This is a genomic window from Kitasatospora sp. SC0581 (assembly GCF_048159585.1).
Classification (GTDB): domain Bacteria; phylum Actinomycetota; class Actinomycetes; order Streptomycetales; family Streptomycetaceae; genus Kitasatospora.
Window position 1 is genome coordinate 148,689 of record NZ_JBLRWA010000005.1, and the last position, 26,092, is coordinate 174,780.

Consider the following 26,092-nt stretch of genomic DNA (forward strand, 5'->3'; position numbering starts at 1 on the left):
AGGGTCGAGTACCGGCCTGGGGCGGGTCGGCCAGCCGGGAGCCGCCGGGCCCGCGCTCGGCCGGACGGGTGAGCACCGGCACGCCGCGCCCGCCCGCGCACCCGCCGCCGACCACCGCTCGGGCACGATCGTTCAGCCCAGCTGTGGCCGCCCTTAAGAATTCCTCGATGGACCGCACCCCCTCCGACCAGGCAGATTTCTGCCTGCCCGGAGCGCGTCCGCCAGGAGCGGCCGAACCGGGCCTCCTCGGCCTGCCCCCGTACCCGCAGGCCGTCCCACCCGCACGTCAGGAGCCGCCGTGAAGGCACTCGTCAAGCAGCAGGCCGAGCCCGGGCTCTGGCTGATGGACGTCCCCATGCCCGAGATCGGCCCCGGCGAGGTGCTGATCAAGGTGCTGCGGACCGGCATCTGCGGCACCGACCTGCACATCCGCAAGTGGGACGGCTGGGCGCAGCAGACCATCAGGACCCCGCTGGTGCTCGGCCACGAGTTCGTCGGCGAGGTCGCCGAGCTGGGTGCCGGCGTCACGGACATCGCGGTCGGCGACCTGGTCAGCGGCGAGGGCCACCTGGTCTGCGGCAAGTGCCGCAACTGCCAGGCCGGCCGCCGCCACCTGTGCCGCAACACCGTCGGCCTGGGCGTGAACCGGGACGGCGCGTTCGCCGAGTACGTGGCGCTGCCCGCCTCCAACGTGTGGGTGCACCGGGTGCCGGTCGACCTGGACGTGGCCGCGATCTTCGACCCGTTCGGCAACGCCGTGCACACCGCGCTGTCCTTCCCGCTGGTCGGCGAGGACGTGCTGGTCACCGGCGCCGGCCCGATCGGCATCATGGCCGCCGCCGTCGCCAAGCACGCCGGCGCCCGCAACGTGATGATCACCGACGTCTCCCCGTACCGCCTCGACCTGGCCCGCAAGGTCGGTGTGACGCTGGCGCTGGACGTCTCGCAGCACACCATCGAGGAGGGCCAGCAGAAGCTCGGCCTGCGCGAGGGCTTCGACGTCGGCCTGGAGATGTCCGGCCGCCCCGAGGCGATGCAGTCGATGATCGCCAACATGACCCACGGCGGGAAGATCGCCATGCTCGGCCTGCCCGCCGAGCAGTTCCCGGTGGACTGGGCCTCGATCGTCACCTCGATGATCACCATCAAGGGCATCTACGGCCGGGAGATGTTCGAGACCTGGTACGCGATGTCCGTGCTGCTGGAGGGCGGCCTGGACCTCGCTCCGGTGATCACCGGCCGCTACGCCGCCACCGACTTCGAGGCCGCCTTCGACGACGCCGCGAGCGGCAACTGCGGCAAGATCATCCTCGACTGGACCGCCTGAGCCCGGCTCAGCCCCGCCGAAGCTCCCCCGCCGAACCCGCCGAACCCGCCGAACCGCCCCGCCGAACTGATTGAGGAGACCGCAGTGTTCGACAACGTGCGTGCCGACGTCGCCGCCACCCTGGACGAGATCCGCGAGGCCGGGCTGTTCAAGCCCGAGCGGGTGATCGGCACCCCGCAGAGCGCCGCCGTCACCGTGACCGCCGGCGGCCTGCCCGGCGAGGTGCTGAACTTCTGCGCCAACAACTACCTCGGCCTGGCCGACCACCCCGAGGTGCTCTCCGCCGCCAAGGACGCCCTGGACCGCTGGGGCTACGGGATGGCCTCGGTCCGCTTCATCTGCGGCACCCAGGACGTCCACAAGGAGCTGGAGGACCGCCTCTCGGCGTTCCTCGGCCAGGAGGACACGATCCTCTACTCCTCCTGCTTCGACGCCAACGGCGGTGTCTTCGAGACCCTGCTGGACGACCGGGACGCCGTCATCTCCGACGCGCTGAACCACGCCAGCATCATCGACGGCATCCGGCTCAGCAAGGCCCGCCGCCACCGCTACGCCAACCGCGACCTGGCCGACCTGGAGAAGCAGCTCCAGGACACCCAGGACGCGCGCCGCCGCCTGATCGTCACCGACGGCGTGTTCTCGATGGACGGCTACGTCGCCCCGCTGCGCGAGATCTGCGACCTGGCCGACCGCTACGACGCCATGGTCATGGTGGACGACTCGCACGCCGTCGGCTTCGTCGGCCCGAACGGCCGCGGCACCCCCGAGCTGCACGGCGTGACGGACCGCGTGGACATCATCACCGGCACCCTCGGCAAGGCGCTCGGCGGCGCCTCCGGCGGCTACGTCGCCGCCCGCCGGGAGATCGTCGCCCTGCTGCGCCAGCGCTCCCGCCCGTACCTGTTCTCCAACTCGCTGGCCCCGGTGATCGCGGCCGCCTCGCTCAAGGTGCTCGACCTGGTCGAGAAGTCCACCGAGCTGCGCGAGCGGCTGGCGGCCAACACCGCGCTGTTCCGGGCGAAGATGACCGAGGCCGGGTTCGAGATCCTGCCCGGCGACCACCCGATCGCCCCGGTGATGATCGGCGACGCGGCCAAGGCGGGCCGGCTCGCCGAGCTGCTGCTGGAGCGCGGCGTGTACGTGATCGGCTTCTCCTTCCCGGTGGTGCCGCACGGCCAGGCCCGGATCCGGGTGCAGCTGTCCGCGGCGCACTCCACCGAGGACGTCGAGCGCGCCGTCGCGGCCTTCGTGGACGCGCGCGCCGCCCTGGAGGACTGACCTCCACCCAGGCCGCCCGTGGGCCGGACCGCTCGGAATCGGACCGGCCCACGGGCTCACCAACCGCCGTGCGGCGCAGGCGAATCGATCCGCCCCGTGCCGTACGGACCAGAGACCACCTGCCCCACCCTCCCGCTGCGGGGGCGGGACGCCGGCCCAGCCGACGTCCCGCCCCCGTCGCGGTTCCCGGGCAGCGGCCGGTCAGTCGTCCCAGCCCTCGCCCTGACCGTCACCCTGGTCGTCGCCCTGGCCGTCGTCGTCCTGGGCGGCGTCGAGGCCCTGGTGGCGGCCCGCGGGCTTGGCGAACACCTGGGTGTTCTCCTCCGCCGCCGGGCCGTCGGCGCCGGCGACCAGGTTGCCGCTGGTCGAGTCGAACAGCACGGTCCGGCCCGAGGCGGCCACGACCGGGTCCCGCGACGAGCCGTTGCCGAACGAGCCGTCCGGCGCGGTGGAGATCCGCTCGGTGCGGCCGGTGCGCAGGTCCTGGCGGTAGACGTCCCAGCCCGGGTGCTGCGGGCCGGCCACCAGGTTGTCGGCGGCGGACTCGAAGTAGATCCAGCGGTTGTCGGCGGTGATCGAGCCGTGGTCGGAGGAGCCGACCGAACTGGTGCCCGGCAGGCCGCCGCTGACCTTCGTCACGGTGCCCTTCTTGAGGTCCCGGACGTAGAGCACGGTGTGGGAGCGGTGGCCGCCGGTCGAGCCGCCGGGCTCGGCCAGGGTGTAGACCGCGTGCCGTCCGTCGGGGCTGATCGTCGCCTCGAAGCTGGCGCTGCCGATCTGGCCGTCGAGGCCCGCGCTCACCGCCGTGATCTTCCCGGACCGTACGTCGTAGGTGTAGTAGGGAGCGGCGTTCGGACGGGCCAGGGTCGGTTGCGCCGCGTTCTGCGGGACGTTCTGGCGTGCGGCCTCGGCGGCGCTCGGGGTGAGGTCCACGTCGGCGGGAGCGGCGGCCGAGGCGGTGGTCGCGGCGGCGAGTCCGGGCGCCTGCTCGTCCGGCAGCAGGTTGGAGATGGAGCCGAAGCCGATGGTGCGGCCGTCCGCGCTGATCGTCGGCCGGAAGGAGGTGCTCTCGCCCGGCTTGCCGTGCACGTCGCGGGTGACCAGCCGGGTGGTGTGGGTCCAGCGGTCGGTGAGGTAGACGTTGATCTTCCAGGTGTAGGGCCTGGCGAGCGAGGGGGCGGTGCCGGAGTCGGGCTCCGGCTCCTCCACGACGGTCGGGTCCAGGTCCTTCCGGGAGGACACGAAGACCACGTACCGGCCGTTGCCGCTGACCTGCGCGTTGTACGAGCCGTGGTACTGGTCGGCGTCGGTGTTGGTGGGGCTGTCGCTGACCAGCTCGGTGCGGCCGGTCCTGCGGTCCCTGATGTACACCTCGGTGCGGTTCTTGACCTGCGCGCCGGGCGCCACGTTCTCGTCCTCGCTGTCGAAGACGACGTAGCGGCCGTCGGCGCTGATCCCGGCCTGGTCGGTCGAGCCGCTCAGCGCCCCGCCCGCGTCGGACAGGTTGACCTGTTCGAGGCGGCCGGTGCGCAGGTCCTTCACATAGGCGTTGCTCCAGCCCACCGGGGGGTTGGGCAGCAGGTTCGTGGCCCGGGAGGTGAACAGGGCGTAGCGGCCGTTGGCGCTGATGCCCTGGGTGGTCGACAGGTTGTCGGGCGCCGCGCCGTTCGGCCCGACGCTGACCTGGGTGGTGCCGCGCGGTAGTGGGGCGGCCTGGGCCGGGGCGGCGGTGACGGCGAGCACGGCGGCCGCGGCCAGGATGCCGCCGCCACCGGCCAGCCACCGGTTGCGGGTCGTCCGGGTGGTACGGGACATGAGGTCTTCCCCCCTCTGATCACCCGGCCGGGCTCCCTCCCGACGGCGGGCTTTCGCAGAGCCAACCGTCGGGAGGGCAGGGGGGTCAACGTCCTCGGGTGATCTCGGCCGAAAATACGTCAACAGACGTATGCCGCAAGGGAATCAGGCCATCAGGGTCGGCGCAGGAAGACGTCCGCGGCGCCGTTGGTGTCGCCCGGCACCAGGTTGCCGTCACCGGCGGTGAAGAGCACCGTGTCGCCGGCGAAGTCGACGAACGGGGCCGTGGAGCCGGTGGTGCTCTGCCCGCCGTCCCGGGTGAGGCTGACCCGTTCGATCGCCCCGGTCCTCAGGTCGCGGCGGAAGATGTCGCTGACGCCGTTGGTGTCGCCGGGGACGAGGTTGTCGGCGCTGGAGTCGAAGTAGACCCAGCGGCCGTCGAAGGTCATGGCGGGGTAGTGGGCGCCCTCGGTGGTCGTGGTGCCGGGCAGGAAGGCGTTGAGCCAGGTCAGTTTGCCGGTGGCCAGCTCCCGGGCGTACAGGTCCATCCGGTAGCGGTAGGAACCGGGCCGGCCGATGTGGACCGGCAGGCCGAAGAGGGCGTAGCGGCCGTCCGGGCTGAGCCGGGGGCCGATGCTGGTGCCGCGCAGGTAGCCCTGGTCGTCCACGCTGGCGCCGGAGACCTTGCCGGTGTCGGCCTTCCAGACGAAGTAGGGGTAGAAGCGGGGCTTGGCCAGTCCGGGCGCACCGGCGTCGGTGCCGTCGGTGCCGGCGCCCGGTTCGGTGGCGGCCGGGTCCTGCGGGAGCAGGTTGCCGGCCCGGGAGCTGAAGCCGACGGTGGAGCCGTCCGCGCTGATCGTCACACCGTAGGAGGAGTTGTTGGGGGCCTCACCGTCCGCGCCGGTGGTGACCACCCGGGTGGTGCCGGTCCAGCGGTCGGTGACGAGGACGCTGAAGTAGCGCGGATTCGAGCCCGGGGCGAGGTCGGTGCGGTTGGAGGTGTAGGCGATGTAGCGGCCGTCCCGGCTCAGCGAGGGCTCGGCGGAGAACGCGCCGTCGGGGGAGCCGCCCGGGCCGACCGGCTCGGTGTGCCCGGTCCAGCGGTCGCGGACGAAGACGTCGCTGCTGCGCACTACCTGGCCCGGCACCACGTTGGTGGCGCTGGTGCTGAAGGCCACGTACCGGCCGTCGGCGCTGATCGAGGCCTCGCTGGTGGGTGCGTTCAGCCGGGAGCCGTCGTCGGCGACGCTGACCTTCTCGACGTGCCCGTTGCGCAGGTCGCGGACGTAGACCTCGTCGGAGTTCGGGGTGCCGGGTTCCGGCAGCAGGTTGGTCGCGGTCGAGGTGAAGAGCGCGGAGCGGCCGTCCTCGCTCAGCCCGAGCGCGACGGAGTCCCCGTTGAGCTGCTCGCCCTTGGCGGTCTCGCTGATCCGGGCGGTGTCGCCCTTGGGCGGCTTGGCCTCGGCGGCGGGCAGCGCCGCGCCGGCGGCCACGGCGGTGGCGGCCAGCACGGCGGCGGCGCGGGCGAGCCGGCGTCGGGCGGGTGTGTGCGTCATGGATCGTCCTCCCCTGGTGGCGGTCCCGGGCTCACGACCCCCGCGGCCCGGTTTGAGGAGAGCCAAGCGTCGTACGGATCATCGGTCAACGACCGGCGGCGATCTCGGGCGGAAATACGCCACCGGTCGTATGCCATAAGGGAGATGAGTGGCGGTCAGGCCGTCACAGGCGGCGGAGGAAGGCGTCCGTGACGGCGTTGGTGTCCCCCGGGACCAGGTCGCCGTCGTCGGCGGTGAAGAGCACCGCGTCTCCGGTGGCGTCCACGGACGGACTGTAGGAGGGGGAGGTGCTCGGCGCGCCGTCCCGGGTGAGGCTGACCCGTTCGATCCGGCCGGTCCACAGGTCGCGGCGGTAGACGCTGCTCTGGTTCCTGACGTCGTCGGGGAGCAGGTTGCCGGCGGAGGAGTCGAAGTAGACCCAGCGGTCGTCGGCCGTCATGACGGCGCCGGAGGAGGACCCGTTCGCCGTGGTGCCCGGCAGGCCGGCGCTGACCTCGGTGACCTTGCCGGTGGCCAGGTCGTGGACGTACACGTCCAGCCGGACGCCGCCGTGGCCGGGCAGGCCGGTGCCGTAGACCGCGACGCTGTAGACGGCGTAGCGGCCGTCGGGGCTGATCCGGCCGTCGCTGCTGCCGCTCAGCTGCCCGGTGCCGTCCACGCTGCCGGCGACGATCGTGCCGGTGGCGGCCTTCCAGACGTAGGAGGGGTGGTGCATGGGCCCGCCGGTCACTCCCGGCGACCCGGCGTCGGAGCCGGTCTCGTCGGAACCGGGGCCGGCGGGGGCGGCCGGAGCCTCCGGGAGCAGGTTGCCGGCCCGGGAGGTGAAGGCGACGGCGGAGCCGTCCGCGCTGATCATCGGATCGAGGGAGTAGTTGCTGGCGGGCTCGCCGTCCGCGCCGACGGTGACCAGGCGGCTGGTGCGGGTCCAGCGGTCGGTGACGTAGATGTTGTTCCTGCCGCGCCGCACGGGGCCCGGGGCGAGGTCGGAGCGGTTGGAGACGTAGGCGACGTAGCGGCCGTCCCGGCTGATGCTGGGGCTGGTGGATCCGAAGCCGCTCTGGTCCTCGGCGCCCGGCAGGGCGGCGGCGGTGACCAGTTCGGTGTGCCCGGTCCAGCGGTCGCGGACGAAGACGTCGCTGGGGTGGGCCGGCTGGCCGGGCACCACGTTGGTGGCGGTGGTGCTGAAGGCCACGTACCGGCTGTCGGCGCTGATCGAGGCGTCGGTGGTGGGTGCGTTCAGCCGGGAGCCGTCGTCGGCGACGCTGACCTTCTCGACGTGGCCGTTGCGCAGGTTGCGGACGTAGACCTCGTCGGAGTTCGGGGTGCCTGTTCCGGGCAGCAGGTTGGTCGCGGCGGAGGTGAACAGGGCGGAGCGGCCGTCCTCGCTCAATCCGAGCGCCCTGGAGGGGCCGTCGAGCTGCTCGCCCTTGGCGGTCTCGCTGATCCGGGCGGTGTCGCCCTTGGGCGGCTTGGCCTCGGCGGCGGGCAGCGCGGCGCCGGCGGCCAGGGCGGTGGCGGCCAGGACGGCGGCGGTCCGGGCCGGCCACCTACGGGTGCGTGCGGTGGGCATGAGGTCTTCCTCCCCTGGGATCGCCCGGCCGGGCTCCCTCCCGGCGGCGGGCTTTCGCAGAGCCAACCGTCGGGAGGGCCGGTGGTCAACGGCCGGGGGTGATCCCGCCGGGAAATACGCCAACGGGCGTATCCGGCAAGGGAGTCAGGGCGTCACCGAGGGAGTCGGGGCGTCACCGAGGGAGTCGGGGCGTCACAGGCGGCGCCGGAAGACGTCCGTGAGGTCGCTGTCGACGACGGGCGCCAGGTTGCCGTCCTGGGCGCTGAACAGCAGCGTCGTGTCGTCGGCGTCGACCTGCGGGAAGGCGGCGGAGGTGGTGCTCTGGGAGCCGTCGTGGGCGAGGGAGACCCGCTCGGTGTGCCCGCTGCGCAGGTCGGTGCGGAAGACGTCGGCCTGCTCGTTGGTGTCGCCGGGCACCAGGTCGGCGACGTCGGAGACGAAGTACACCCAGCGGTCGTTCATCGGCATCACCGGGTCGTAGGAGGAGTCGCGAGGGGTGGTGCCGGACAGTGGCTTGTTGACCTTGGTGGTCGTGCCGGTGGCCAGCTCGCGGACGTACACGTCCTGGTGGCGGCCGTGCGAGCCGGGGCGGCCGCCCTCCTCGAAGACGGTGTAGGCCGCGTAGCGGCCGGAGGGGCTGATCCGCCCGTCGTTGCCGCTGTTGACGAACTCGCCGGCCTCGTTGTAGCTGGCGCCGGTGATCTTCCCGGTGCGGGCGTCCCAGACGTAGTACGGGTAGGCGCGGATGGCGGCCAGTTCGGCGCGGGCGGAGGCGGTCCGCGGGGCCCGCGCGGCCTCGGCGAGGTCCGTGCCGTCGGCGGGGTCCGAGGCGGCCGCGGCGGCGAGCGCGGGCGGGGTCTGCTCGGCCGGGAGCAGGTTGCCGGCCCGCGAGGTGAAGCCGATGACGGTGCCGTCCGCGCTGATCGTCGGGCGGAAGGAGTTGTTGTCGGCCGGGGTACCGTCCGCGCCGGTGCTGACCACCCGGGTGGTGTGGGTCCAGCGGTCGGCGAGGAAGACGTTGAACTTGCCGCGGCGCACGCCGGGGGCGAGGTCGGTGCGGTCGGAGGAGTAGACCACGTAGCGGCCGTCGGCGCTGATGGCGGCGTTGAAGGCGTTGCGGATGCTCTGGTCGTCGCCCGCGCCGGAGACGCCGTCGCCCGCGGAGAGCAGCTCGGTGCGGCCGGTCCAGCGGTCCCGGACGAAGACGTCCGAGGGGTGCTTCGGCTGCCCGGGCACCGCGTTGGAGGCGTAGCTGCTGAACACCACGTACCGGCCGTTGCCGCTGATCGCCGCGTCGTTGCTGCCGTTGTCCAGGGCGGAGCCGTCGTCGGCGACGCTGACCCGCTCGGTGTGGCCGTTGCGCAGGTCCCGCACGTAGACGTCGCCGAAGACCCCGGCGCCGCCCGGCAGCAGGTTGGTCGCCGCCGAGGAGAACAGGGCGTAGCGGCCGTCGCCGCTCAGCCCGAGCGCGAGGGAGGTGCCGTTCAGCGGCTCGCCCTTGGCGCCCTCGCTGACCCGGGCGGTGTCGCCCTTGGGCGGGCGGGCCTCGGCGGCGGGCATCGCGGCGCCGGCCACGGCCACGGCCACCAGGACGGCGGCGGTACGGGCCAGGCGGCGGCGGGTGCGTGCGGTGGTCATGGATCATCCTCCCCAGATGACGGTGCCGGGCCGTCGACACCCCCGTGGCCCGGTTGGGGAAGAGCCAAGCGCCGTGCGGGTGTCCGGTCAACGGACAGGAGCGATCTCGTCCGGAAATACCTCACCGGTCGTATCTCCGGCCGAAATCTCCCACGCCGGTACAACCGTCCCGCCGTACGGGGCGGGTGGCCGACGAACGGGAGCCGTCCCGACCGGCCGGCGCGGCCGTCGGCGGACCCGGTGGACCCGGTGGAACCGTGCTCCGGTCGGGTGCGCCGTGCCGCGCTGGCAGAATTGGTCCGTGATCGACGCACGACGGCTGCGGACCCTGCGGGCCGTGGCGGACCACCGCACCGTGACCGCCGCGGCGGCCGCCCTCTACCTGACCCCCTCCGCGGTCTCCCAGCAGCTGGCCGCCCTGGAGCAGGAGACCGGCCACCACCTGCTCGCCCGGGAGGGCCGGGGCGTGCGGCTGACCGCCGCCGGGGAGATCCTGCTCGGCCACGCCGACGTGGTGCTCGCCCAGCTGGAGCGCGCCGAGGCCGACCTCGCCGCGTACAGCGCGGGCGTCTCCGGGGAGGTGACGGTCGCCTCCTTCGCGACCGCCATCGCCTCCGTGCTCGCCCCGGCCGTCGGCCTGCTCGCCGGGCGCGCGCCCGGGGTGCGGCTCAAGGTGCTGGACGCCGAGGGCGACGCCAGCCTGCCGATGGTGCTGGACGGCCGGGCCGACCTCGCGGTGGCCGTCGAGTACCGGGGCGCCCCGCGCGCCGACGACGCCCGGCTGACCAGGGTGCCGCTGTACGCCGAGCCCTTCGAGGCCGTCCTGCCGCTCGGCCACCGGCTGGCCGCCGAGTCCGGCCCGCTGGCCGTCGCCTCGCTGGCCGACGAGCCGTGGATCGGGCCGTACCCGGGCAACCCCTGCCACGACGTGGTGCTGCTGGCCTGCGAGCACGCCGGGTTCCAACCTCGGCTGCTGCACTCCTCGGACGACTTCCGGGCCGTGGTCGCGCTGGCCTCGGCCGGCCTCGGGGTGGCGCTGGTGCCGCGCTCGGCGCTGCGCGGCGTCGACCTCGGCGAGGTCGCGGTGCGCCCGGTGGACAGCGAGCTCGCCACCCGCCGGGTCTTCGCCGCCGTCCGGGCCGGCGCCGACGGGCACCCGCTGGTCCGGCCGGTGCTGGACTCCCTCGCCGAGGCGGCCGCCGCGGGCGCGTGAGCCGGGCGTCTCAGTCGCGGTCCGGCGTCATCGGGCCTTGACTGGGCCGCCGTCGGGGCGGACCCCGGCGAACTCGTCCAGGACGGCCACCCGCAGTTCGTGGGCGCCGTCCGCGCGGCTCTGCTCGTAGTAGAGGTACCAGCGGCCGCGGGCCGAGACGAGGTCGGCGTACCGGACGTCCAGCCAGGGGCCGTCCGGGGTGAGGCGGTGCCAGGCGCGCAGGTCGGCGGAGGCGGCCAGGCCGCAGCGCTCCTCGTAGTTGCCGGCGGCGTCCGCCGAGCCGTCGTAGAGCGCGAGCCAGCCGCCCCGCCCGTCGGGGAGGACGGTGGTGATCCGGGACTCGTAGCCGTCCCAGGCGCCGGCCGGGCCGACGTCCAGGGCCTCGGCGGCGCGGCCGGGCGGGGCGGTGAAGCGCAGCCCGTCCGGGGAGAGCGCGAGGGCGGTGGGCTGGACGGTGAGGCCGGTGGTGTGGATGTCGGCACTCGCGTGGGCGCGGGCCCGCTCCTCGGGGGTGAACGGCCGGGCCCGGGAGACGGTGGCGAACAGGTGGACGCCGGCGTCGGTTTCGAGCAGGTACGGGTCCTTGACGCCCTCGGTGCCGGTGGTCGCGGCGGTCAGGACGGGGGTGCGGGCGCCGGGGTCGAAGGAGTCGGGGGTGTCGGCGCGGAGGGCGTCGATGCGCCAGCGGTTGTCGGCCGGGTCGACGTGGCTGAGGTGGAGCAGGTAGCCGCCGTCGCGGCGCAGCAGGGCGAGGCGCTCCATCGAGGGGGAGCCCAGCTCGTCGCTCCGGACGGACCACAGGTCCCGGAAGGCGATGCCGTCGGTGCTCTCGGCGACGGCGCAGCGCCAGCCGCGGTCGGGCCCGCCCGCCGCGCCGCGCGGGCGGCGCTCGCGGTAGGTGAGCAGGAAGCGGTCGCGGTCCGGCTCGTACCGGACGCCCGGGCAGCCGGCCCAGTAGCCGGGTTCGGGGCGCTCGGGGGCGCGGACCAGGTGGGAGGCGCTCAGGTCGGGCGCGGCGGGCAGGGCGGCGGGGTGCGGCACGGGACCGTCCTTCGGAGGGGTCGGGAGGGGATGAGAAGAGTTTCTATCAGATCGATCAAAAGTCCGAGCGGCTTGCGGTAGACCGGGCCCGGTCGGCTGGCCTGCGCCTTCCCGCTCCCACCTGCCGGATGTCTGTGAAGCCGATGTTTCGCCCGATGGCGATCGCACGACATCGACCGGCTGGGCCTTGACCGGCCCCCGGAGATCACGGCTAGCTTCTTCTCAGAGTCGATCAAACACCGCCGACCCCGACCCGAGGAAGCCCCGCCCCGATGACCGCCCCCACCACCGACGCGCCCGGCTACGCCGGTCTGGGCCTGTACGTCGGCGACCTCCACAACCACTGCGGCATCAGCTACGGCCACGGGAGCATCGAGGACGCCTACGCCAACGCCCGGCTCCAGCTCGACTTCGCCAGCGTCACCGGCCACGGCTGGTGGCCCGACCTGCCCGAGCGCACCCCCGAGCTGGCCAGCCTGGTCGACTACCACACCGAGGGCTTCGCCCGGCTGGCCCGGCTCTGGGACCACGTCCAGGACGTCACCGCCGCCGCCCACGAGGACGGCCGCTTCGTCACCTTCCAGTCCTTCGAGTGGCACAGCCTCGCGTACGGCGACCACTGCGTGTACTTCGACGGCCCGCGCGGCGAGATCATCCGGGCGGCGGACCTGGAGCAACTGCGCGCCCGGCTGCGGGAGCTCGCCGCCCAGGGCGTACGGACCTGGGCCCTGCCGCACCACATCGGCTACGGGCCGGCCCGCCGCGGCATCGACTGGGCCTCCTACACCGAGGAGTTCGCCCCGGTGGTGGAGATGGTGTCGATGCACGGCTGCGCCGAGTCCGACGAGGCGCCGCGCGGTTACCTGCACACCATGGGCCCGCGCGCCGCCGCCGGGACGGCCGTCCACGGCCTGCGGCTGGGCCACCGCTTCGGGCTGATCGGCTCCACCGACCACCACAGCGCCTTCCCCGGCAGCCACGGGCACGGCCGGGTCGCGGTCTGGGCCCCGGAGCTGACCCGCGACGGGATCTGGACCGCCGTCCAGCAGCGCCGAACCTACGCGATCACCGGCGACCGCATCCTGCTCGCCACCTCCGTCAACGGCGCCCCGATGGGCGCCGAGGCCCCCTCCGCCGACCGGCGCCGGATCCAGGTCACCGTCCAGGGCCGGGACGCGCTCGACCACGTCGAACTGCTGCGCAACGGCGTCCCCGTCCACCGGGTCAGCCGCCCCGAACTGCTCGCCCGCGCCGCCGCCGAGGACACCTTCACCGGCACCCTGGGCTTCGCCGTCGGCTGGGGCCGGCGCGGCGAACCGGTGCACTGGGACGTGGAGTTGCGGATCGAGGGCGGGCGGCTGCTGGACGTCCAGCCCCGGCTGCGCGGCCCGGAGACGGTCGCGCCCGCCGAGGCCGAGCCGGACACCTACCGGCCGTCCCACTGGGAGCGCACCGGGCCGCGGGAGGTCCGGCTGCGGACCGTCACCGACGGCAACCCCAACACCGCCACCGACAGCACCCAGGGCTTCTCGCTGCGGATCGAGGGCGACGAGCGGACCAGGCTGGTCGCCGTCGTGAACGGCGTCGAGACCGCCCACGCCGTCGGCGAGCTGCTGGCGGGCGCGCGGACCGGCTTCACCGGGGGGTTCGTCTCCGGCGCCTACCGCTTCGACCGGGCCGTGCCCGACCGGGAGACCACCGCCGAGTTCGAGCTGACCGACGAACGCCCCGGCGGCGACGGGGACTTCTACCACGTGAGGGTACGACAGGTGAACGACCAGTGGGCCTGGTCCAGCCCGACCTGGGTGGGACCGGCCGGCTCCTGTCGCTAGGGCCGGTTGATCCCGTCAGCCGGCCCCGACCACCGGTCGCCCGTACCCGAACCCGAGATGGAGAAGAACCCGTGTCCCGACTCCCCGGCCGCCTCGCCGGCGCCGTGCTCACCGCCGCCCTGGCCGTGACCGCCGCCGCTCCCGCCCACGCCACCGCTCCCGCTCCCGCCCCCGCGGCCGTGACCGCCGCCACCGAGGTCTTCGCCGACGACTTCGAATCCGGCACCCTCGCCGCCTGGACCCGCCAGCGCGTCGACGGCAACGGCAGCATCACCGTGGCCCCCGCACCCGCCGGAGGCACCGGCCAGGCCGCCCGCTTCAGCGTCCCGAACGACGGCGCCTCCTACCGCTCCGAGGTCGCCGTCAACTCCCTCGGCTGGGGCAGCTACCGCTTCGCCCTCGCCGACTACCTGCCCACCGACTGGGTGCGGACGTCCACCGAGACGATCCTCGCCCAGTGGCACGGCTACCCGCTCGCCGACGGCAGCGACACCAAGCCGCCGATCGCGCTGACCGTCAAGGACGGCAGCTGGCGGCTCAAGGTGCACTGGCTGACCGACCCGAGCACCGTCCAGGAGGCGGTGATCCCGCTCGGCGACGTGCAGTTCGGCCACTGGAACCAGTGGGCCTTCGACATCACCTGGTCCACCGACACCACCCCCGGCGCCGTCACCGTCTATCGGGACGGCACGCAGGTCGGCGCGTACAGCGGCCTCAACAACTACCACCAGAACCAGTCGCCGTACTTCAAGACCGGCATCTACCGGGCCAACTGGAACCCGGCCAAGAACATCCCCTACCCGACCGGCGGCCCCGACGTGGTGGCCTGGAGCGACAGCGTCGTCGTGACCAGGTACTGACACCGCACCCGCCGACCGAGACCCCGAGAACCGAAGAGGTAGCACCACCATGAGCGACGCGGCCCGCCACCACGGCCTGCCCCGAAGAGGCTTCCTCGGCCTGAGCGCCGGAGCGGTCCTGCTGGCGGCGGGCTGCCGCTCCGCCACCGAGGACGCCGCCGGCGGGGCCGCGGCCCCCGCCACCGCCTCCGCGCCGGACCTCCAGATCGTCTACGGCGCCGCCCCCGACCCCACCCAGCTGCTCCACCGCGGCCCGGACACCCCGGTGTTCGTCAACCTGGTGCTGGACCGGCTGGTCGACCTCGACCCGCAGACCCTCCAGCCCGTGCCCTGGCTCGCCACCTCCTGGGAGTGGAGCGCCGACCGCACCAGGCTCGTGCTCAAGCTGCGCGAGGACGTCACCTTCCACGACGGCCGCCCGCTCAGCCCGGACGACGTCGTCTTCTCGCTCACCGGCGCGGCCAAGTCCTCCCAGGTCAAGCCGCTGCTGGAACGGCTCGCCGACATCCGGGCGAGCGCCCCGAACGAGGTCACCCTCACCCTCGCCAAGCCCACCAGCAACCTGTTCGACGCGCTGGCCTTCAACCCCGTGGTGGACGCCCGCACGTACGTCGACGGCAAGGCCGCCGACAAGGTCAACGGCACCGGGCCGTTCACCTGGCAGGCGTTCAAGGGCGGCAACCAGCTCGACCTGGCCCGCTACGACCACTACTGGCAGAGCGGTCGGCCGCACTTCGAGCGGATCACCGTCCGGTCGGTGACCAGCAGCCAGGCCGCGCTGTCCGCCCTCCAGTCGGGGCAGTCCCACCTGATCGGCGCGGTGCCCGGCCGCGACCTCAAGGTGCTCGGCGGGAACCCGGCCTTCACCGTGCAGTCCGCCAGGTCCTCCTACCAGCAGGCGTTCCTCGGCGTGAACGTCACCAGCGGCCCCTTCGGCGACCGCCGGGTGCGCCAGGCCCTCCAGTACGCGGTGGACCGCGACCGCATCGTCGCCCAGGTGTACGGCGGCCACGCCGAGGCGAGCAGCCTGCCCTGGCCCTCCAACACCCCCGGCGTCACCCCCGACCAGGTCACCCGCTACCCGCACGACCCGGAGAAGGCCCGCGGACTGCTCCGGGAGGCCGGCGCCGAGGGCACCCGGGTGCCGCTCACCGCCGCCAACTCGCCGGTCTTCGCCTCCCTCGTGGAACTGGTCAAGTACGACCTGGAGCAGGCCGGGTTCGGCGTCGACGTCCAGCTGCTGGACAACGCCGCGCTCCAGCCGAAGATCCAACAGGGCACGCTGGACGGGCTGTTCATTGCCAACCACGGCATGGTCAGCGTCTCCCCGCTGAGCGGGATCACCGTCTCCGGCCCGCTCCAGGTCGGCCGGAACACCTCGCACGTCACCGACCCCGCCTACGCCGACCTCCAGTCCCGCGCCTTCGCCGCCGCCGACGAGCAGGCCCGGGCCGAGGTCAACCACGACCTGTCCGAGTACCTGCTCACCGAGTCCTTCCACATCACCCTCGCGCACGCCTGGGAGACCTACGCCCTGGCCTCCTCGGTGCGCGGCGTGGCCACCAGCGCGCTCGGCTACCTGCGGCTCGACGACACCCGGCGCACCGCCTGACACACCGCCTGAGACGCCGCCGGACGTACCGCCGGGCGCCGTCGCCGCGCCGCACCGTCGGACGCACCGCCTGACGGCCGTCCCAGGGCGACCCCCACCGCCCTGGGGCGGCTCCTCCGACCCCCTTGGAGTACCCCCGTGCCCTACTGGACCAGAAAGGCGGCCGGCGCGCTGGCCACGCTCTGGCTCGCCTCCGTCGCCGTCTTCCTGCTGCTCCGCCTCGCCCCCGGCGACCCGGTCTCCGCCGCGCTCGGCGCCGAGGCCGACCAGGAGCAGCGCGACCGGCTCGCCGGCAGCCTCGGCGTGGACCGGCCGATGCCCGTCCAGTACCTGGGCTGGCTGCACGGACTGCTCACCGGGGACCCGGGCAGCTCCTTCCACTACCGGGAGCCGGTCACCCGGCTGATCGGCCAGAGCGTCGGCAGCACCGTCCAACTCGCCCTCGTCGCCGGGCTGCTGATGCTGGTCCTCGGCCTGCTGCTGGGCGTCGCGCTGGCCGCCGAGCGCCGCGGCCGGCTCGCCCGGGTGCTCGACCCGCTGGCCACCGCCCTGCTGGCGCTGCCGGTGTACGTCACCGCCGTGCTCTTCGTCTTCGTCTTCGCGGTCCTGCTGCGCCTGCTGCCCGCCGGCGGCGAGCGGGACCTGTTCACCGCGCCGGACCTCGCCGTCCAGTACCTCGCCCTGCCCGCCGTCGCGCTCGCGCTGCCGGGGGCGGCGGTGCTGGCCCGGCTGCTCGCCACCGAGCTGCGCCGCACCCGGCAGGAGGAGTTCGTGCTGACGGCCGTCGCCAAGGGGGCCTCGCCCCGGCGGGTCCTGGCGCGCCACGTGCTGCCCAACAGCCTGGCCCCGTTCTGCGTCGAATTCGGCCTGCACCTGGGCGAGTTGCTCGGCGGCGCGGTGGTCGCCGAACAGCTCTTCGCCCGGCACGGCCTCGGCCAGCTGCTGCTGGACGCCATCAACCAGCGGGACTACCCGGTCGCCCAGACCCTGATCATGCTCGCCGTCGCCGTCGCCGTACTCGTCCAGCTCGGCTCGGAGCTGCTGGTCGGCCGGCTCGACCCGCGGATCGCCCGCGCCGGCACCGGGGAGGACCGGTGACGAGCACCCTCGCCGTACGCCGCCGGCCCGCCCTGCCCGCGCTCCCGGCCGCGCTGCGCACCCGGCGCGGGCGCACCGGCGCGCTCCTCGTCCTCCTGGTGGTGCTGCTGGGGCTGCTCGGCCCGCTGCTCGCCGCCGACCCCTACCGGCAGGGCCCGGACGCCCTGGCCGGACCGTCGGCGGCCCACCTGCTGGGCACCGATGAGGTCGGCCGCGACCTGCTCGCCCGGGCGCTGGCCGGGATCCGCACCGAACTGCTGGTCTGCCTGCTGGCCGTCCCGGCGGCCGCCGTGCTCGGCACCGCGCTGGGCCTGCTCGGCGGGCTGAACCGGCTGCTGGGCGAGGCCGTCCAACGGCTGTTCGACCTGCTGCTCGGCCTGCACGGCGTCCTGCTCGGTCTCGCGCTCGCCCTGCTGGTGCGCCCGGGGCTGGGCACCGTGGTCGCCACCATCGTGCTCAGCGCGCTGCCCTCCTTCGGACGCCAGGCGCGGGCGGCCCTGCTCGCCCAGCTGGCCCGCGACCACGTGGTGGCGGCCCGGGTGCTCGGCGTGCCGCGCGGCCAGATCCTGCGCCGCCACGTGCTGCCGAACGTCGTCGACGCCACCACCGCGCTGCTGGCCGTCGCGATGGCGCACGCCGTCAAGACCGAGGGCGGCCTGAGCGTGCTGGGCCTCGGCATCCAGCCGCCCGCCCCCTCGCTCGGCACGATGATCAACACCGGCTCCAAGTACCTCTTCCTCCACCCGGGTTACGCCCTGGCGCCGGTCGTCCTGCTCGGCCTGCTGGTGTTCGGCCTGACCCTGCTCGCCGACTCGTTCAACCGGGAGAGACTGCGGTGACCACGACCGATGCCCTCACAACGGCCCGGGCCAAGACCGCCGTTGCCGTGCCGGGTTCGCCGCTGCTGGAGGTGCGCGGCCTGCGCGTCACGGCGGGCGGCGGCGAGGCGGTGCGCGGGGTGGACCTCACCGTGCGGCCGGGCGAGATCCTCGGCCTGGTCGGCGAGTCCGGCTCCGGCAAGACCCTCACCGCGCTGGCCGTCAACCGGATGCTGCCGCCGGGCTGCCGCACCACCGGCGGCGCCGTCCGCTTCGACGGCACCGACCTGCTGGCCCTGCCCGAGCCCGCCGTGCGCGCGGTGCGCGGCCGGCGGATCGGCATGGTCTTCCAGGACCCGCTGGCCCACCTCAACCCCCGGATGCCGGTCGGCCGCCAGCTCGCCGAGGCCGCCCTGGTGCACGGCGCGAGCCGCCGCGAAGCCCGGGCCCGGGCGCTCGAACTCCTCGACCTGGTCGGCATCGCCGAGCCCGCGCGCCGCTACCGCGACCGGCCGCACGAGTTCTCCGGCGGCATGCGCCAGCGCGTGCTGATCGCCATGGCGATGGCCAACCGCCCCGAGCTGCTGATCGCCGACGAGCCGACCACGGCGCTCGACCCGAGCACCCGGGTGGAGATCCTGGACCTGCTGGTCCGGCTGCGCGACGAGACCGGCACGGCCGTCCTGCTGATCACCCACGACCTCGGCGTGGTGGCCCGCAGCTGCGACACCGTCCAGGTGATGTACGCCGGACGGATCGTCGAACGGGCGCCCACCGCAGGCCTGTTGGCCGCGCCCCGGCACCGGTACACCGCCGGGCTGCTGGCCGGCGTGCCCCGGCTGGACGGCCCGCCCGGCGCGCCGCTCACCGTCATCGGCGGACGCCCGCCGGCAGCGGGGGAGGCGCCGCCCGGCTGCGCCTTCGCACCGCGCTGCGCGGCCGCCACCGACCGCTGCACGACCTCGGCGCCGGAGTGGGCCGACACCGGAGACTCCGGCTTTTCCTGCCATCGTCCGGTGGCACAAGCGGTGGTGACGGAACGTCAGATCGTCGAGGCGCGACGGGTGGAGCGGGCCGCCGAGCCCGTCCTGGTCGCCGAGGGCCTCACCGTGCGCTACGCCCGCCGCCGGCCCCCGGCGCTGGACGGCGTCAGCCTGGGCGCCGCGCCCGGCCGGGCGGTCGGGGTGATCGGCGAGTCCGGCTCCGGGAAGTCCACCCTGGCCCGCGCGCTGCTCGGGCTGGTCCGCCCGCAGGCCGGGACGGTCCGGGTGGACGGCCGGTCCTGGGCCGGGGCCGACCGCGCGGAGGAACGCGAACTGCGGCGCCGGGTGCAGCTGGTCTTCCAGGACCCGTACGCCTCGCTCAGCCCCCGGATGACGGTGCGCGAGGCGCTGGCCGAACCGCTGACGACCCACGGGCTGCGGGACCGCGACCCGCGCGGGCTGTGCGAGCTGGTCGGCCTGCCGGAGGCGGTGCTCGACGCCCGGCCGCACCGGCTCTCCGGCGGCCAGCGCCAGCGGGTCGCGATCGCGCGGGCGCTGGCCGTCGGCCCGCAGGTGCTGGTCGCCGACGAGCCGACCTCCGCGCTGGACGTCTCGGTCCAGGCGCAGATCCTCAACCTCTTCGCCGACCTGCGCGAACAGCACGGCGTGGGGCTGGTGTTCATCTCGCACGACCTCGCGCTGGTCCGGCACCTCTGTGACGAGGTGCTGGTGCTGCGGCACGGCCGGGTGGTCGAACGGGCGCCCGCCGCCGAGCTGTTCGCCGCCCCCGCGCACCCGTACACCCGGGAGCTGCTGGCGGCCGCCGGCGCTCCCGAACCGCCCCGCCCATGACCGGACCCTGGAGCCCCATGCCTGCCGTGAACCCCTCCCGCCGCCAACTCCTGCTCGGCACCGGCGCGGTGGCCGCTCTCTCGGTGCTCGGCCCGCCCGCCTCGGCGGCAGCCCCCGCCGCGCCCGCGGCCCGCGAGCCCGAGGTGACCGGACTCGGCCCCGGGAACAGCGACTTCCCCCTGATGAGCGCCACACTGATCGACGACACCCTGTGGATCGGCTCGCGCAACCTCGCCCCCGCCCGGGTGATCGGCTACCACCTGCCGACCGGCCGGGTCACCGCCACCGTCGACCTGCCCACCGGCAACTTCGTCCAGGGCTCGGCCGCCCACGGCGGCGTGCTCCACCTCGGCGTCACCGACGCCCCGGGCGCGGCCAACCTCTACCGCTACGACGGCACCCTCACCGCGCTCGGCAGCGTCCCCGGCGCCGACGTGCGGGACGTGGCCGTCGCGCCCGACGGGACGGTCTACGCGACCGGACGGCAGAAGGGCCGGGCCGCCGGCCCCGGCCTGTACGCCTGGAGCCCGGCCACCAGCGCCGTCACCGAGGTCGCCTCCCCGGCGCCGAACGCCACCCAGGGCCGCGCCGTCGCGGCCACCGCGACCCACGCCTACCTCGGCGTCGGCAGCAACCTCGCGGGCGGCGGCGGGGCGACCCGGGCCAGCCTGTACGCCGTCGAGCGGGCCACCGGCGCCGTCACCGACATCACCCCGCCCGACCTGCGCGGCGACACGATCATCCGCCGGATCACCGTCCTCGGCGACGACCTGCTGGCGGTCTCCACCGAAGGCGCGCCCGCCCACGTGGCGCTGCTCGACCCGGCCGACCACCGGGTGCTGCGCTCCTTCGCCGTCCCCGGCACCAAGAGCGTCACCAACTTCCAGCGCCGGGGGGACACCCTCTGGTTCACCTCCACCGAGCACGGCGTGCTGTGGCGCCACGACCTCGCCACCGGCGCGCTCGACCAGCTCGCCGTGCCGGTGCCGGACGGCAACTCCTGGGGCCTCGGCCGGCTCGGCGACACCCTCGCGGGCGTCACCGAGGGCGGCACCGTCTGGACCCTCGACCTCGGCACCGGGGCCGTCGCCACCCGGGACCTGGTCGAGGCGGGCGCCCCCGCCGCCGCCCAGCTCGGCATGTCGGTCGCGGCCCGCGCCGGGCGGGTCTACGTCGGCGGCAACGGCTCGCTCGCCCTGCACGACCTGGCCGCCGGGACCGTCCGCAAGCTCCCGGTGCCGGGCGAGGCCAAGGACACCGTGGTCCTCGACGACGGCACCCTCTACCTGGGCGTCTACTCCTCGCAGGGCATCTGGCGCTACCGGCCGGGAAGCGACCCGGCACCCGTCAAGGAGGCCGCGCTGCCGCAGGAGCAGAACCGGCCGCAGGTGATCCGCCGGGACCCGGACAGCGGCCTGCTGCTGCTCGGCGTCCAGGCCGACACCACCGGCGGCGGCTCCTTCGTCACCTACCGCCCGGGCAGCGGCCGGCCCACCGTGCACACCGACCCGCTCGGCCCCGAACAGCTGGTGCGCGCCGTCGCCGCCGGGCACGGCCAGGCCTTCCTCGGCGGCGACAACGCCCGGCCCACCGGCCCGCGCGGCGACCTGGCCGCCTGGGACCCGGTGGCCGGCCGCGAGCTGTGGCGCACCGCGACCGACCTCGGCGCGGGCGTCAGCAGCCTCGCCGTGCTCGGGAACACCCTGTACGGCCTGACCGTGAACGGCCGGGCGTTCACCGTCGACCTGTGCGGCTCGCGGCGGGCCGGGTTCGTGCCGGTGATCGGGCGGCGCGCCGACCTGGGGGCGGTGTCCGGCGCCAACCCGCGGCTGCTGGCGCTCGGCGGGGCCCTGTACGGGGTCAGCGAGCGGAGCCTGTTCCGGCTGGACCGCGACACCCTGGCCGCCACCGTGCTGGTCGGGCTGGACGCCGAGTGGTACAGCGGTGCCCGGCTGGCCGCGGACGAGCACGGCGTGCTCTACACGCTGCGCGGGCGCGAGCTGATCGCCGTCCGGCCGTAACGACCGCGAGGGAAGGGGCCGGCCCGGGTAGGCCGGCCCCTTTCGCGTCAGCGCGCGGCGTGCGGCACGAAGCGCGCGAACGGGTCGGCGACCTCCGCGCAGTGCCCGGCCAGCAGGCCCCGGAAGCGGTCGAGCAGCGCCGCGTGCCGGGCGTCGACCGCGAGGTTGACCAGCTCGCCGGGGTCGGCGGCGAGGTCGAAGAGCTGCTCCCGGTGGTCGCCCCAGGCGTAGCAGACGTACTTGTGGTGCCCGGCGCGGACCATCCGGCCCAGGGCGTTGTTGAAGCCGGGGATCTCCCAGCGGGTCTCGACCACCACGCTGTCGTGCGGCCGCGGCGCGCGGACGCTGCGGCCGGGCAGCCCGTCCGGCCCCTCGATCCCGGCCAGGTCGCAGAGCGTCGGGATGAGGTCCAGCCCGGCCGCGACCAGCCGCTCGTCGACCGCGCCGGCGGCCACCCCGGGGCCGGTGACCACCAGGGGCACCCGCACGCACTCCTCGTACAGGGCCCACTTCTGGTTCCAGCGGTGGGCGCCCGCGCCGTCGCCGTGGTCGGAGCTGAACACCACCACGGTCTCCCGGTCGCCGCCGCGCTCCGCCAGCGCGGCCAGCAGCAGGCCGATGTGCCGGTCCACCCGCTCCACCAGGGCGTAGTAGGCGTGCCGGTAGCGGCGCCAGTCGTCCTCCCGCCACTGCTCCGTCGGGTGGGTGTGCGGCTGGGCCAGCCGGGCCAGCCGGGGCAGCGCCGGATCGTACGGCCCGACCGGGAAGTTGGCGGGCAGCGGCGGGAGTTCGGGGACGGGCGGCGCGGCCGGGAGCGGGCCGGTGCGCGGGTCCTGGCCGCGGGCCCACTCGCAGATGCCGTGCGGCTCCAGGAAGGAGGCGACCAGCAGGAACGGCCGCTCGCGCGGCGCGCGGACGAACCCGGCGGCGGCGCGGGCGAGTCCGGCGTCGTCCCCGCCCGCCGGGTGGATCCGGCGGAAGCCCCGGTCGGCGGGCAGGTCCAGCTCCGGCAGGTGCCACTTGCCGCCGTAGCCGCAGTCGTACCCGGCCTCGGTGAACAGGCGCCCGAGCAGCGGGTCCTCGGGGCCGCCGGTGTTGCCGGTGACGCCGACGGTGCTGGGCAGGCGGCCGGTCATCAGGCTGGCCCGGGAGGGGGTGCAGAGCGGCTGGGCGCAGTAGGCGTTGGGGTAGCGGGTGCCGGCGGCGGCCAGCGCGTCCATCGCGGGGGTGCGCAGGTACGGGTTCCCGGCGGCGCCCATCGCGTCGGCGGTCTGCTGGTCCGTCAGGATCAGGACGACGTCGGGGCTCTGTGGATCCGGCACGGGTCAGGCCATCCGTTCGTAGGTGTGCGGGTCGAGCGCCCGGCGCAGCGGGGCCCCGTCCAGCCAGCGCTCGAACTCGCCGACGACCAGGTCGCCGAGGCGGCGGCGCTCCAGCCCCCGGCTGCCCGCCAGGTGCGGGGTGACGACCACGTTGGGCAGGGTGAACAGCGGTGAGCCGGGCAGCGGCGGCTCGGGGTCGGTGACGTCCAGCACGGCGAAGAGGTCCGGGCGTTCGGCGAGGACGGCCAGCAGCGCGGGCTCGTCCAGGACGGCTCCGCGCGCGGTGTTGACGAGCGTGGCGCCGGGCTTCATCGAGGTCAGCAGCCGCCGGTCGACGAGGCCTCGGGTCGCCGGGAGGAGCGGGGTGTGCACGCTCACCACGTCGGCGGCGGCGAAGAGTTCGTCCAGGCCGACGGCGCGCACCCCGGGCGGCACCGGGGCGTACGGGTCGTGCGCGAGGACCTCGACGTCGTAGCCGCGCAGCATCTCGCAGACCAGGCGCCCGGCCGCGCCGAGCGACAGGACGCCGACCGTGGAGCCGTACCCGCCCGGGGTGCGGGCGGCCGGGACGGCGGCGCGGGCGGCCCGGGCGTCGAGGACGTGGCGCCAGCCGCCCTTGAGGGCGTAGACGATCTGGGCCACGGCGAACTCCGCGACCGGGACGGCGTTGGCGTGGGCGGCGGTGACGATCGGGACGCCCGCCGCCCAGAACGCCTCCCCGGCGATCCGGCGCACCGAGCCGGCCGCGTAGAGCACCAGCCGCAGGCGGGGGAGCCGGGCCAGGGCGTCGGCGTCCAGGACGGGCCCGCCCCAGCCGGTGAACAGCACCTCGACGGCCCGCAGCGCCTCCGGCGCGGCGGCGGCCAGCCGCTCGGCGCTCCACACCCCGTCGGGCGAGGCCGGGTCGGCCAGCACCTCGGCCCGGGCGGCGACCCGGGCGCGGGCCCGCGGGCCGTAGACGTCGGGGAAGCGCTCCGGGTCCATCGCGAAGGCGGCGGTGGGCATCCGGTTCTCCTCGGGTCGCTGACGCACAAGGAGTTTCTATCACAGTGAGAAATAGTGGGAGGAGGCGGTAGAGCCGGCCGGGCCCCGGACCTCAGCGGGTGATGAACGTCGCCCCGTCCGCGAGCCGGACCGCCGCCGCGGCCGCGCCGACCAGCTCGGTGGTGGTGCTGTGCACGACCACCAGGCGCGGCAGGACCGGCACCCGCCCCTGCAGCCGGCTCTCGATCGCGGCCGGCAGCTCGCCCCCGCTCTCCCAGAACAGCCGCCCGCCGAGGGCGATCAGCTCCGGCGCCAGCACCGTGCTCAGGTTGGCCACCAGCAGCGCCAGGTCGTCGGTGAGCTCGCCGATCAGCCGGACCGCCGCCGGGTCGCCCTCGCGCCCCAGCCGGAACAGCCCCGCCACCCGCTCGGCCGGGGTGCCGGACACCGTCAGACCGGCCTCGGTGATCCGCCGGTCCACCGCGTGGTCGCCGATCCTCGCCTGGGTGTCGCCGGTCCGCCCGAGCGGCCGGTCCAGCGCCGCGTGCCCGGCCATCAGGTGGCCCAGCGCCCCGGCCGCGCCCAGCCGGCCGCGGTGCAGCCGGCCGTCCAGCACGATCCCGGCGCCGACCTCGATGCCCACCACGACGGCCGCCAGGTCGCCCACCCCGGCCGCGGCGGGCGACTCCCGCACGGCCAGCGCGACCAGGTTGACGTTGCTCTCGACCGCCACCGGGACGCCGTAGCGCTCCTGGAGCAGCACCCCCAGCCGCAGCCCGGGCCAGTCCAGCGCGGGCGCGAACTCGACCAGCCCGATGCGGTCCCGGACCACCCCGGGCACGCCCACGACGAGGGCGCGGGGGGCGCCCGCGTGCCGCCCGGCCCAGTCCCGCAGGCCGTCCACCAGCGCGAGCAGCGGGCCGGTCAGCTCGTCGGCCGCGATCTCCCGCGGCCGGTCCGGGCCGGGGAACGCCCAGTGGTGCTCGGCCTCGTGCAGCACCGTGCCGTCCAGCGCGGCCACCACGCCGACGATCCGGCGCGGGCGCACCGCGATCGCCAGCACGGTCTGCGCGCGGGCGTTGTACCGGATCAGCTGCGGCGGCCGGCCGCCGCTGGACGGCGCCCGCTCCGTCTCCACCTCCACCAGCCCCTCGGCCCGAAGCACCTCCACCAGCCGGTGCACGGTCGCGGTGCTCAACCCGCTCTCGGCGGCCAGCCGCTGCCGGGACAGCGTGCCGTGCCGGCGCAGCACCTCCAGCAGGACGGTCTGGTTCACCTGGGCGACGGTCTGCGTCGTGGCGGTGGCGGGGGTACGGCTCGGGGGCATCGCGCGCTCCTCGGACCGGGCCGGGCCCGGACGGTCAGGACTTTGTCTCAGCTTGAATATATCCTTGGCCCGGCCCGCTCCGCCCTCCTCGCCCGCGCGGGTCGCCCTGCCCGCCCTGCCCTGCCCGCCCTGCCCTGCCCTGCCCGGGGCGCCCGACGAACGACGGAGCCGCCGTGCCGCTCGCCCTCTCCACGCTCGGCCTCCCCGGGCTCCCGCTGGCCGGGGCCGCCCGGCTCGCCGCCGAGCACGGCTGGGACGGGCTCGAACTGCGCTGCGCCGAGGGCGAGTCCGTCCACCCGGCGATGACCCCGGGGGAGCGCCGCAGCGCGGCCCGCGTCCTGCGCGCTCACGGCCTCACCCCGCTCGCGCTCGCCTCCTACGTCGGCGTCGCCGCCCCCGGTCCGGACCGCCCGGTGACCGACGCGCTCCGCACCCACCTGCGGCTCGCCGCCGACCTGGGCGCGGCCGGTCTGCGGGTCTTCCCGCGCGGCGGCGACGGCCCGCGCGCCGAGGCCGACGACCGGGCCGTCCGGCGGCTCGCGGAGGTCGCGGAGGAGGCCCGGCGGCTGGGCGTACGGGTGCTCGTCGAGACCCACGACTCCCACCGGGGCGGCCGGGCGGTGGCCGGGCTGCTGGCCCGGGTCGCCGACCCGGCCGTCGGCGCCCTGTGGGACCTGATGCACACCCACCTGGCCGGCGAGACCCCGGCCGGGACCCACGCGGCGCTCGCCCCGTACCTCGGCCACGTCCAGGTCAAGGACATCGCCGGCCCGCACGACCGCACCCCGCTCCCGCTCGGCGCCGGCGTCCTGCCGATCGCCGACTGCCTGCGCCTGCTGCCGCCGGACACCTGGGTCTGCTGGGAGTACGAGGCGCCCTGGCACCCGGCGGCCGCCCCGTTGCCGCCGCTGCTCCCCGCGGGCGCGGCCTTCCTCGCGGCCCTGCACCGCCCGTCGGGCTGAGCAC

19 protein-coding genes are annotated in these 26,092 nt (G+C 75.1%); 11 read left to right on the forward strand and 8 right to left on the reverse strand.

Annotated features, from left to right (window positions below; translation table 11 throughout):
• The first annotated feature begins 298 nt into the window (after positions 1 to 298).
• Positions 299 to 1,327 (forward strand): L-threonine 3-dehydrogenase, encoded by a 1,029-nt coding sequence (gene tdh, locus ACLWS4_RS11675; protein WP_049651233.1) that lies wholly within the window; start codon positions 299 to 301, stop codon positions 1,325 to 1,327.
• A gap of 84 nt (positions 1,328 to 1,411) precedes the next feature.
• Entirely contained in the window at positions 1,412 to 2,605 is a 1,194-nt protein-coding gene (locus ACLWS4_RS11680; RefSeq protein ID WP_049651232.1) for a glycine C-acetyltransferase, read from the forward strand.
• A gap of 201 nt (positions 2,606 to 2,806) precedes the next feature.
• Here the strand turns inward: ACLWS4_RS11680 and ACLWS4_RS11685 are convergent, their stop codons facing one another.
• The 4 genes from ACLWS4_RS11685 to ACLWS4_RS11700 all read right to left on the reverse strand — a co-directional run bounded on the left by ACLWS4_RS11685 (position 2,807) and on the right by ACLWS4_RS11700 (position 9,163).
• Positions 2,807 to 4,420, reverse strand: a complete 1,614-nt coding sequence (locus ACLWS4_RS11685) for a TolB family protein (RefSeq protein WP_416874040.1) — start codon at positions 4,418 to 4,420, stop codon at positions 2,807 to 2,809.
• A gap of 152 nt (positions 4,421 to 4,572) precedes the next feature.
• Positions 4,573 to 5,955 carry a TolB family protein gene (locus ACLWS4_RS11690; protein ID WP_387967464.1) on the reverse strand — a complete coding sequence of 461 codons (1,383 nt, stop codon included), beginning with the start codon at positions 5,953 to 5,955 and terminating at the stop codon, positions 4,573 to 4,575.
• Between the two features lie 163 nt (positions 5,956 to 6,118).
• Entirely contained in the window at positions 6,119 to 7,525 is a 1,407-nt protein-coding gene (locus ACLWS4_RS11695; protein WP_416874041.1) for a hypothetical protein, read from the reverse strand.
• Positions 7,526 to 7,717: 192 nt separating this feature from the next.
• Positions 7,718 to 9,163, reverse strand: coding sequence for a hypothetical protein (locus ACLWS4_RS11700; protein ID WP_416874042.1), 1,446 nt, complete (start codon positions 9,161 to 9,163; stop codon positions 7,718 to 7,720).
• A gap of 301 nt (positions 9,164 to 9,464) precedes the next feature.
• On the opposite strand from ACLWS4_RS11700, the gene ACLWS4_RS11705 reads away from it, so the two are divergent.
• A complete protein-coding gene (locus ACLWS4_RS11705) occupies positions 9,465 to 10,376 on the forward strand; it encodes a LysR family transcriptional regulator (RefSeq protein WP_049651227.1) in 912 nt (303 codons plus the stop codon).
• 27 nt (positions 10,377 to 10,403) lie between these two features.
• Here the strand turns inward: ACLWS4_RS11705 and ACLWS4_RS11710 are convergent, their stop codons facing one another.
• A complete protein-coding gene (locus ACLWS4_RS11710) occupies positions 10,404 to 11,417 on the reverse strand; it encodes a hypothetical protein (RefSeq protein WP_416874043.1) in 1,014 nt (337 codons plus the stop codon).
• A 272-nt stretch (positions 11,418 to 11,689) separates the two neighbouring features.
• Between ACLWS4_RS11710 and ACLWS4_RS11715 the strand changes: the two genes are divergently transcribed.
• The 7 genes from ACLWS4_RS11715 to ACLWS4_RS11745 all read left to right on the forward strand — a co-directional run bounded on the left by ACLWS4_RS11715 (position 11,690) and on the right by ACLWS4_RS11745 (position 21,493).
• Positions 11,690 to 13,249, forward strand: coding sequence for a DUF3604 domain-containing protein (locus ACLWS4_RS11715; protein ID WP_416874044.1), 1,560 nt, complete (start codon positions 11,690 to 11,692; stop codon positions 13,247 to 13,249).
• Between the two features lie 71 nt (positions 13,250 to 13,320).
• The gene (locus tag ACLWS4_RS11720; protein WP_416874045.1) at positions 13,321 to 14,109 is read left to right on the forward strand and encodes a polysaccharide lyase; all 789 of its coding nucleotides are present in this window, start codon (positions 13,321 to 13,323) and stop codon (positions 14,107 to 14,109) included.
• Positions 14,110 to 14,158: 49 nt separating this feature from the next.
• Positions 14,159 to 15,721, forward strand: a complete 1,563-nt coding sequence (locus ACLWS4_RS11725) for an ABC transporter substrate-binding protein (RefSeq protein WP_416874046.1) — start codon at positions 14,159 to 14,161, stop codon at positions 15,719 to 15,721.
• Between the two features lie 138 nt (positions 15,722 to 15,859).
• Positions 15,860 to 16,819 carry an ABC transporter permease gene (locus ACLWS4_RS11730; protein ID WP_074003745.1) on the forward strand — a complete coding sequence of 320 codons (960 nt, stop codon included), beginning with the start codon at positions 15,860 to 15,862 and terminating at the stop codon, positions 16,817 to 16,819.
• Entirely contained in the window at positions 16,816 to 17,658 is an 843-nt protein-coding gene (locus ACLWS4_RS11735) for an ABC transporter permease (RefSeq protein ID WP_416874047.1), read from the forward strand. The genes ACLWS4_RS11730 and ACLWS4_RS11735 overlap by 4 nt, the downstream gene beginning before the upstream one ends.
• Positions 17,655 to 19,472: a dipeptide ABC transporter ATP-binding protein gene (locus ACLWS4_RS11740; protein WP_416874048.1), complete on the forward strand. Its 1,818-nt coding sequence runs from the start codon at positions 17,655 to 17,657 to the stop codon at positions 19,470 to 19,472. Before ACLWS4_RS11735 ends, ACLWS4_RS11740 begins: the two co-directional genes overlap by 4 nt.
• Before the next feature lie 17 nt (positions 19,473 to 19,489).
• Entirely contained in the window at positions 19,490 to 21,493 is a 2,004-nt protein-coding gene (locus tag ACLWS4_RS11745) for a hypothetical protein (protein ID WP_416874049.1), read from the forward strand.
• A gap of 47 nt (positions 21,494 to 21,540) precedes the next feature.
• Here ACLWS4_RS11745 and ACLWS4_RS11750 read toward each other — a convergent pair whose 3' ends face one another.
• The 3 genes from ACLWS4_RS11750 to ACLWS4_RS11760 all read right to left on the reverse strand — a co-directional run bounded on the left by ACLWS4_RS11750 (position 21,541) and on the right by ACLWS4_RS11760 (position 25,126).
• Entirely contained in the window at positions 21,541 to 22,815 is a 1,275-nt protein-coding gene (locus ACLWS4_RS11750) for a sulfatase (RefSeq protein ID WP_416874050.1), read from the reverse strand.
• Positions 22,816 to 22,818: 3 nt separating this feature from the next.
• Positions 22,819 to 23,847 carry a hydroxyacid dehydrogenase gene (locus ACLWS4_RS11755; RefSeq protein WP_380741226.1) on the reverse strand — a complete coding sequence of 343 codons (1,029 nt, stop codon included), beginning with the start codon at positions 23,845 to 23,847 and terminating at the stop codon, positions 22,819 to 22,821.
• A 64-nt stretch (positions 23,848 to 23,911) separates the two neighbouring features.
• Positions 23,912 to 25,126, reverse strand: a complete 1,215-nt coding sequence (locus ACLWS4_RS11760) for an ROK family protein (RefSeq protein WP_416874051.1) — start codon at positions 25,124 to 25,126, stop codon at positions 23,912 to 23,914.
• 173 nt (positions 25,127 to 25,299) lie between these two features.
• Here ACLWS4_RS11760 and ACLWS4_RS11765 point away from each other — a divergent pair, with 173 nt between their 5' ends.
• Positions 25,300 to 26,088 carry a sugar phosphate isomerase/epimerase family protein gene (locus ACLWS4_RS11765; protein ID WP_416874052.1) on the forward strand — a complete coding sequence of 263 codons (789 nt, stop codon included), beginning with the start codon at positions 25,300 to 25,302 and terminating at the stop codon, positions 26,086 to 26,088.
• The last annotated feature ends 4 nt before the right edge of the window (positions 26,089 to 26,092 follow it).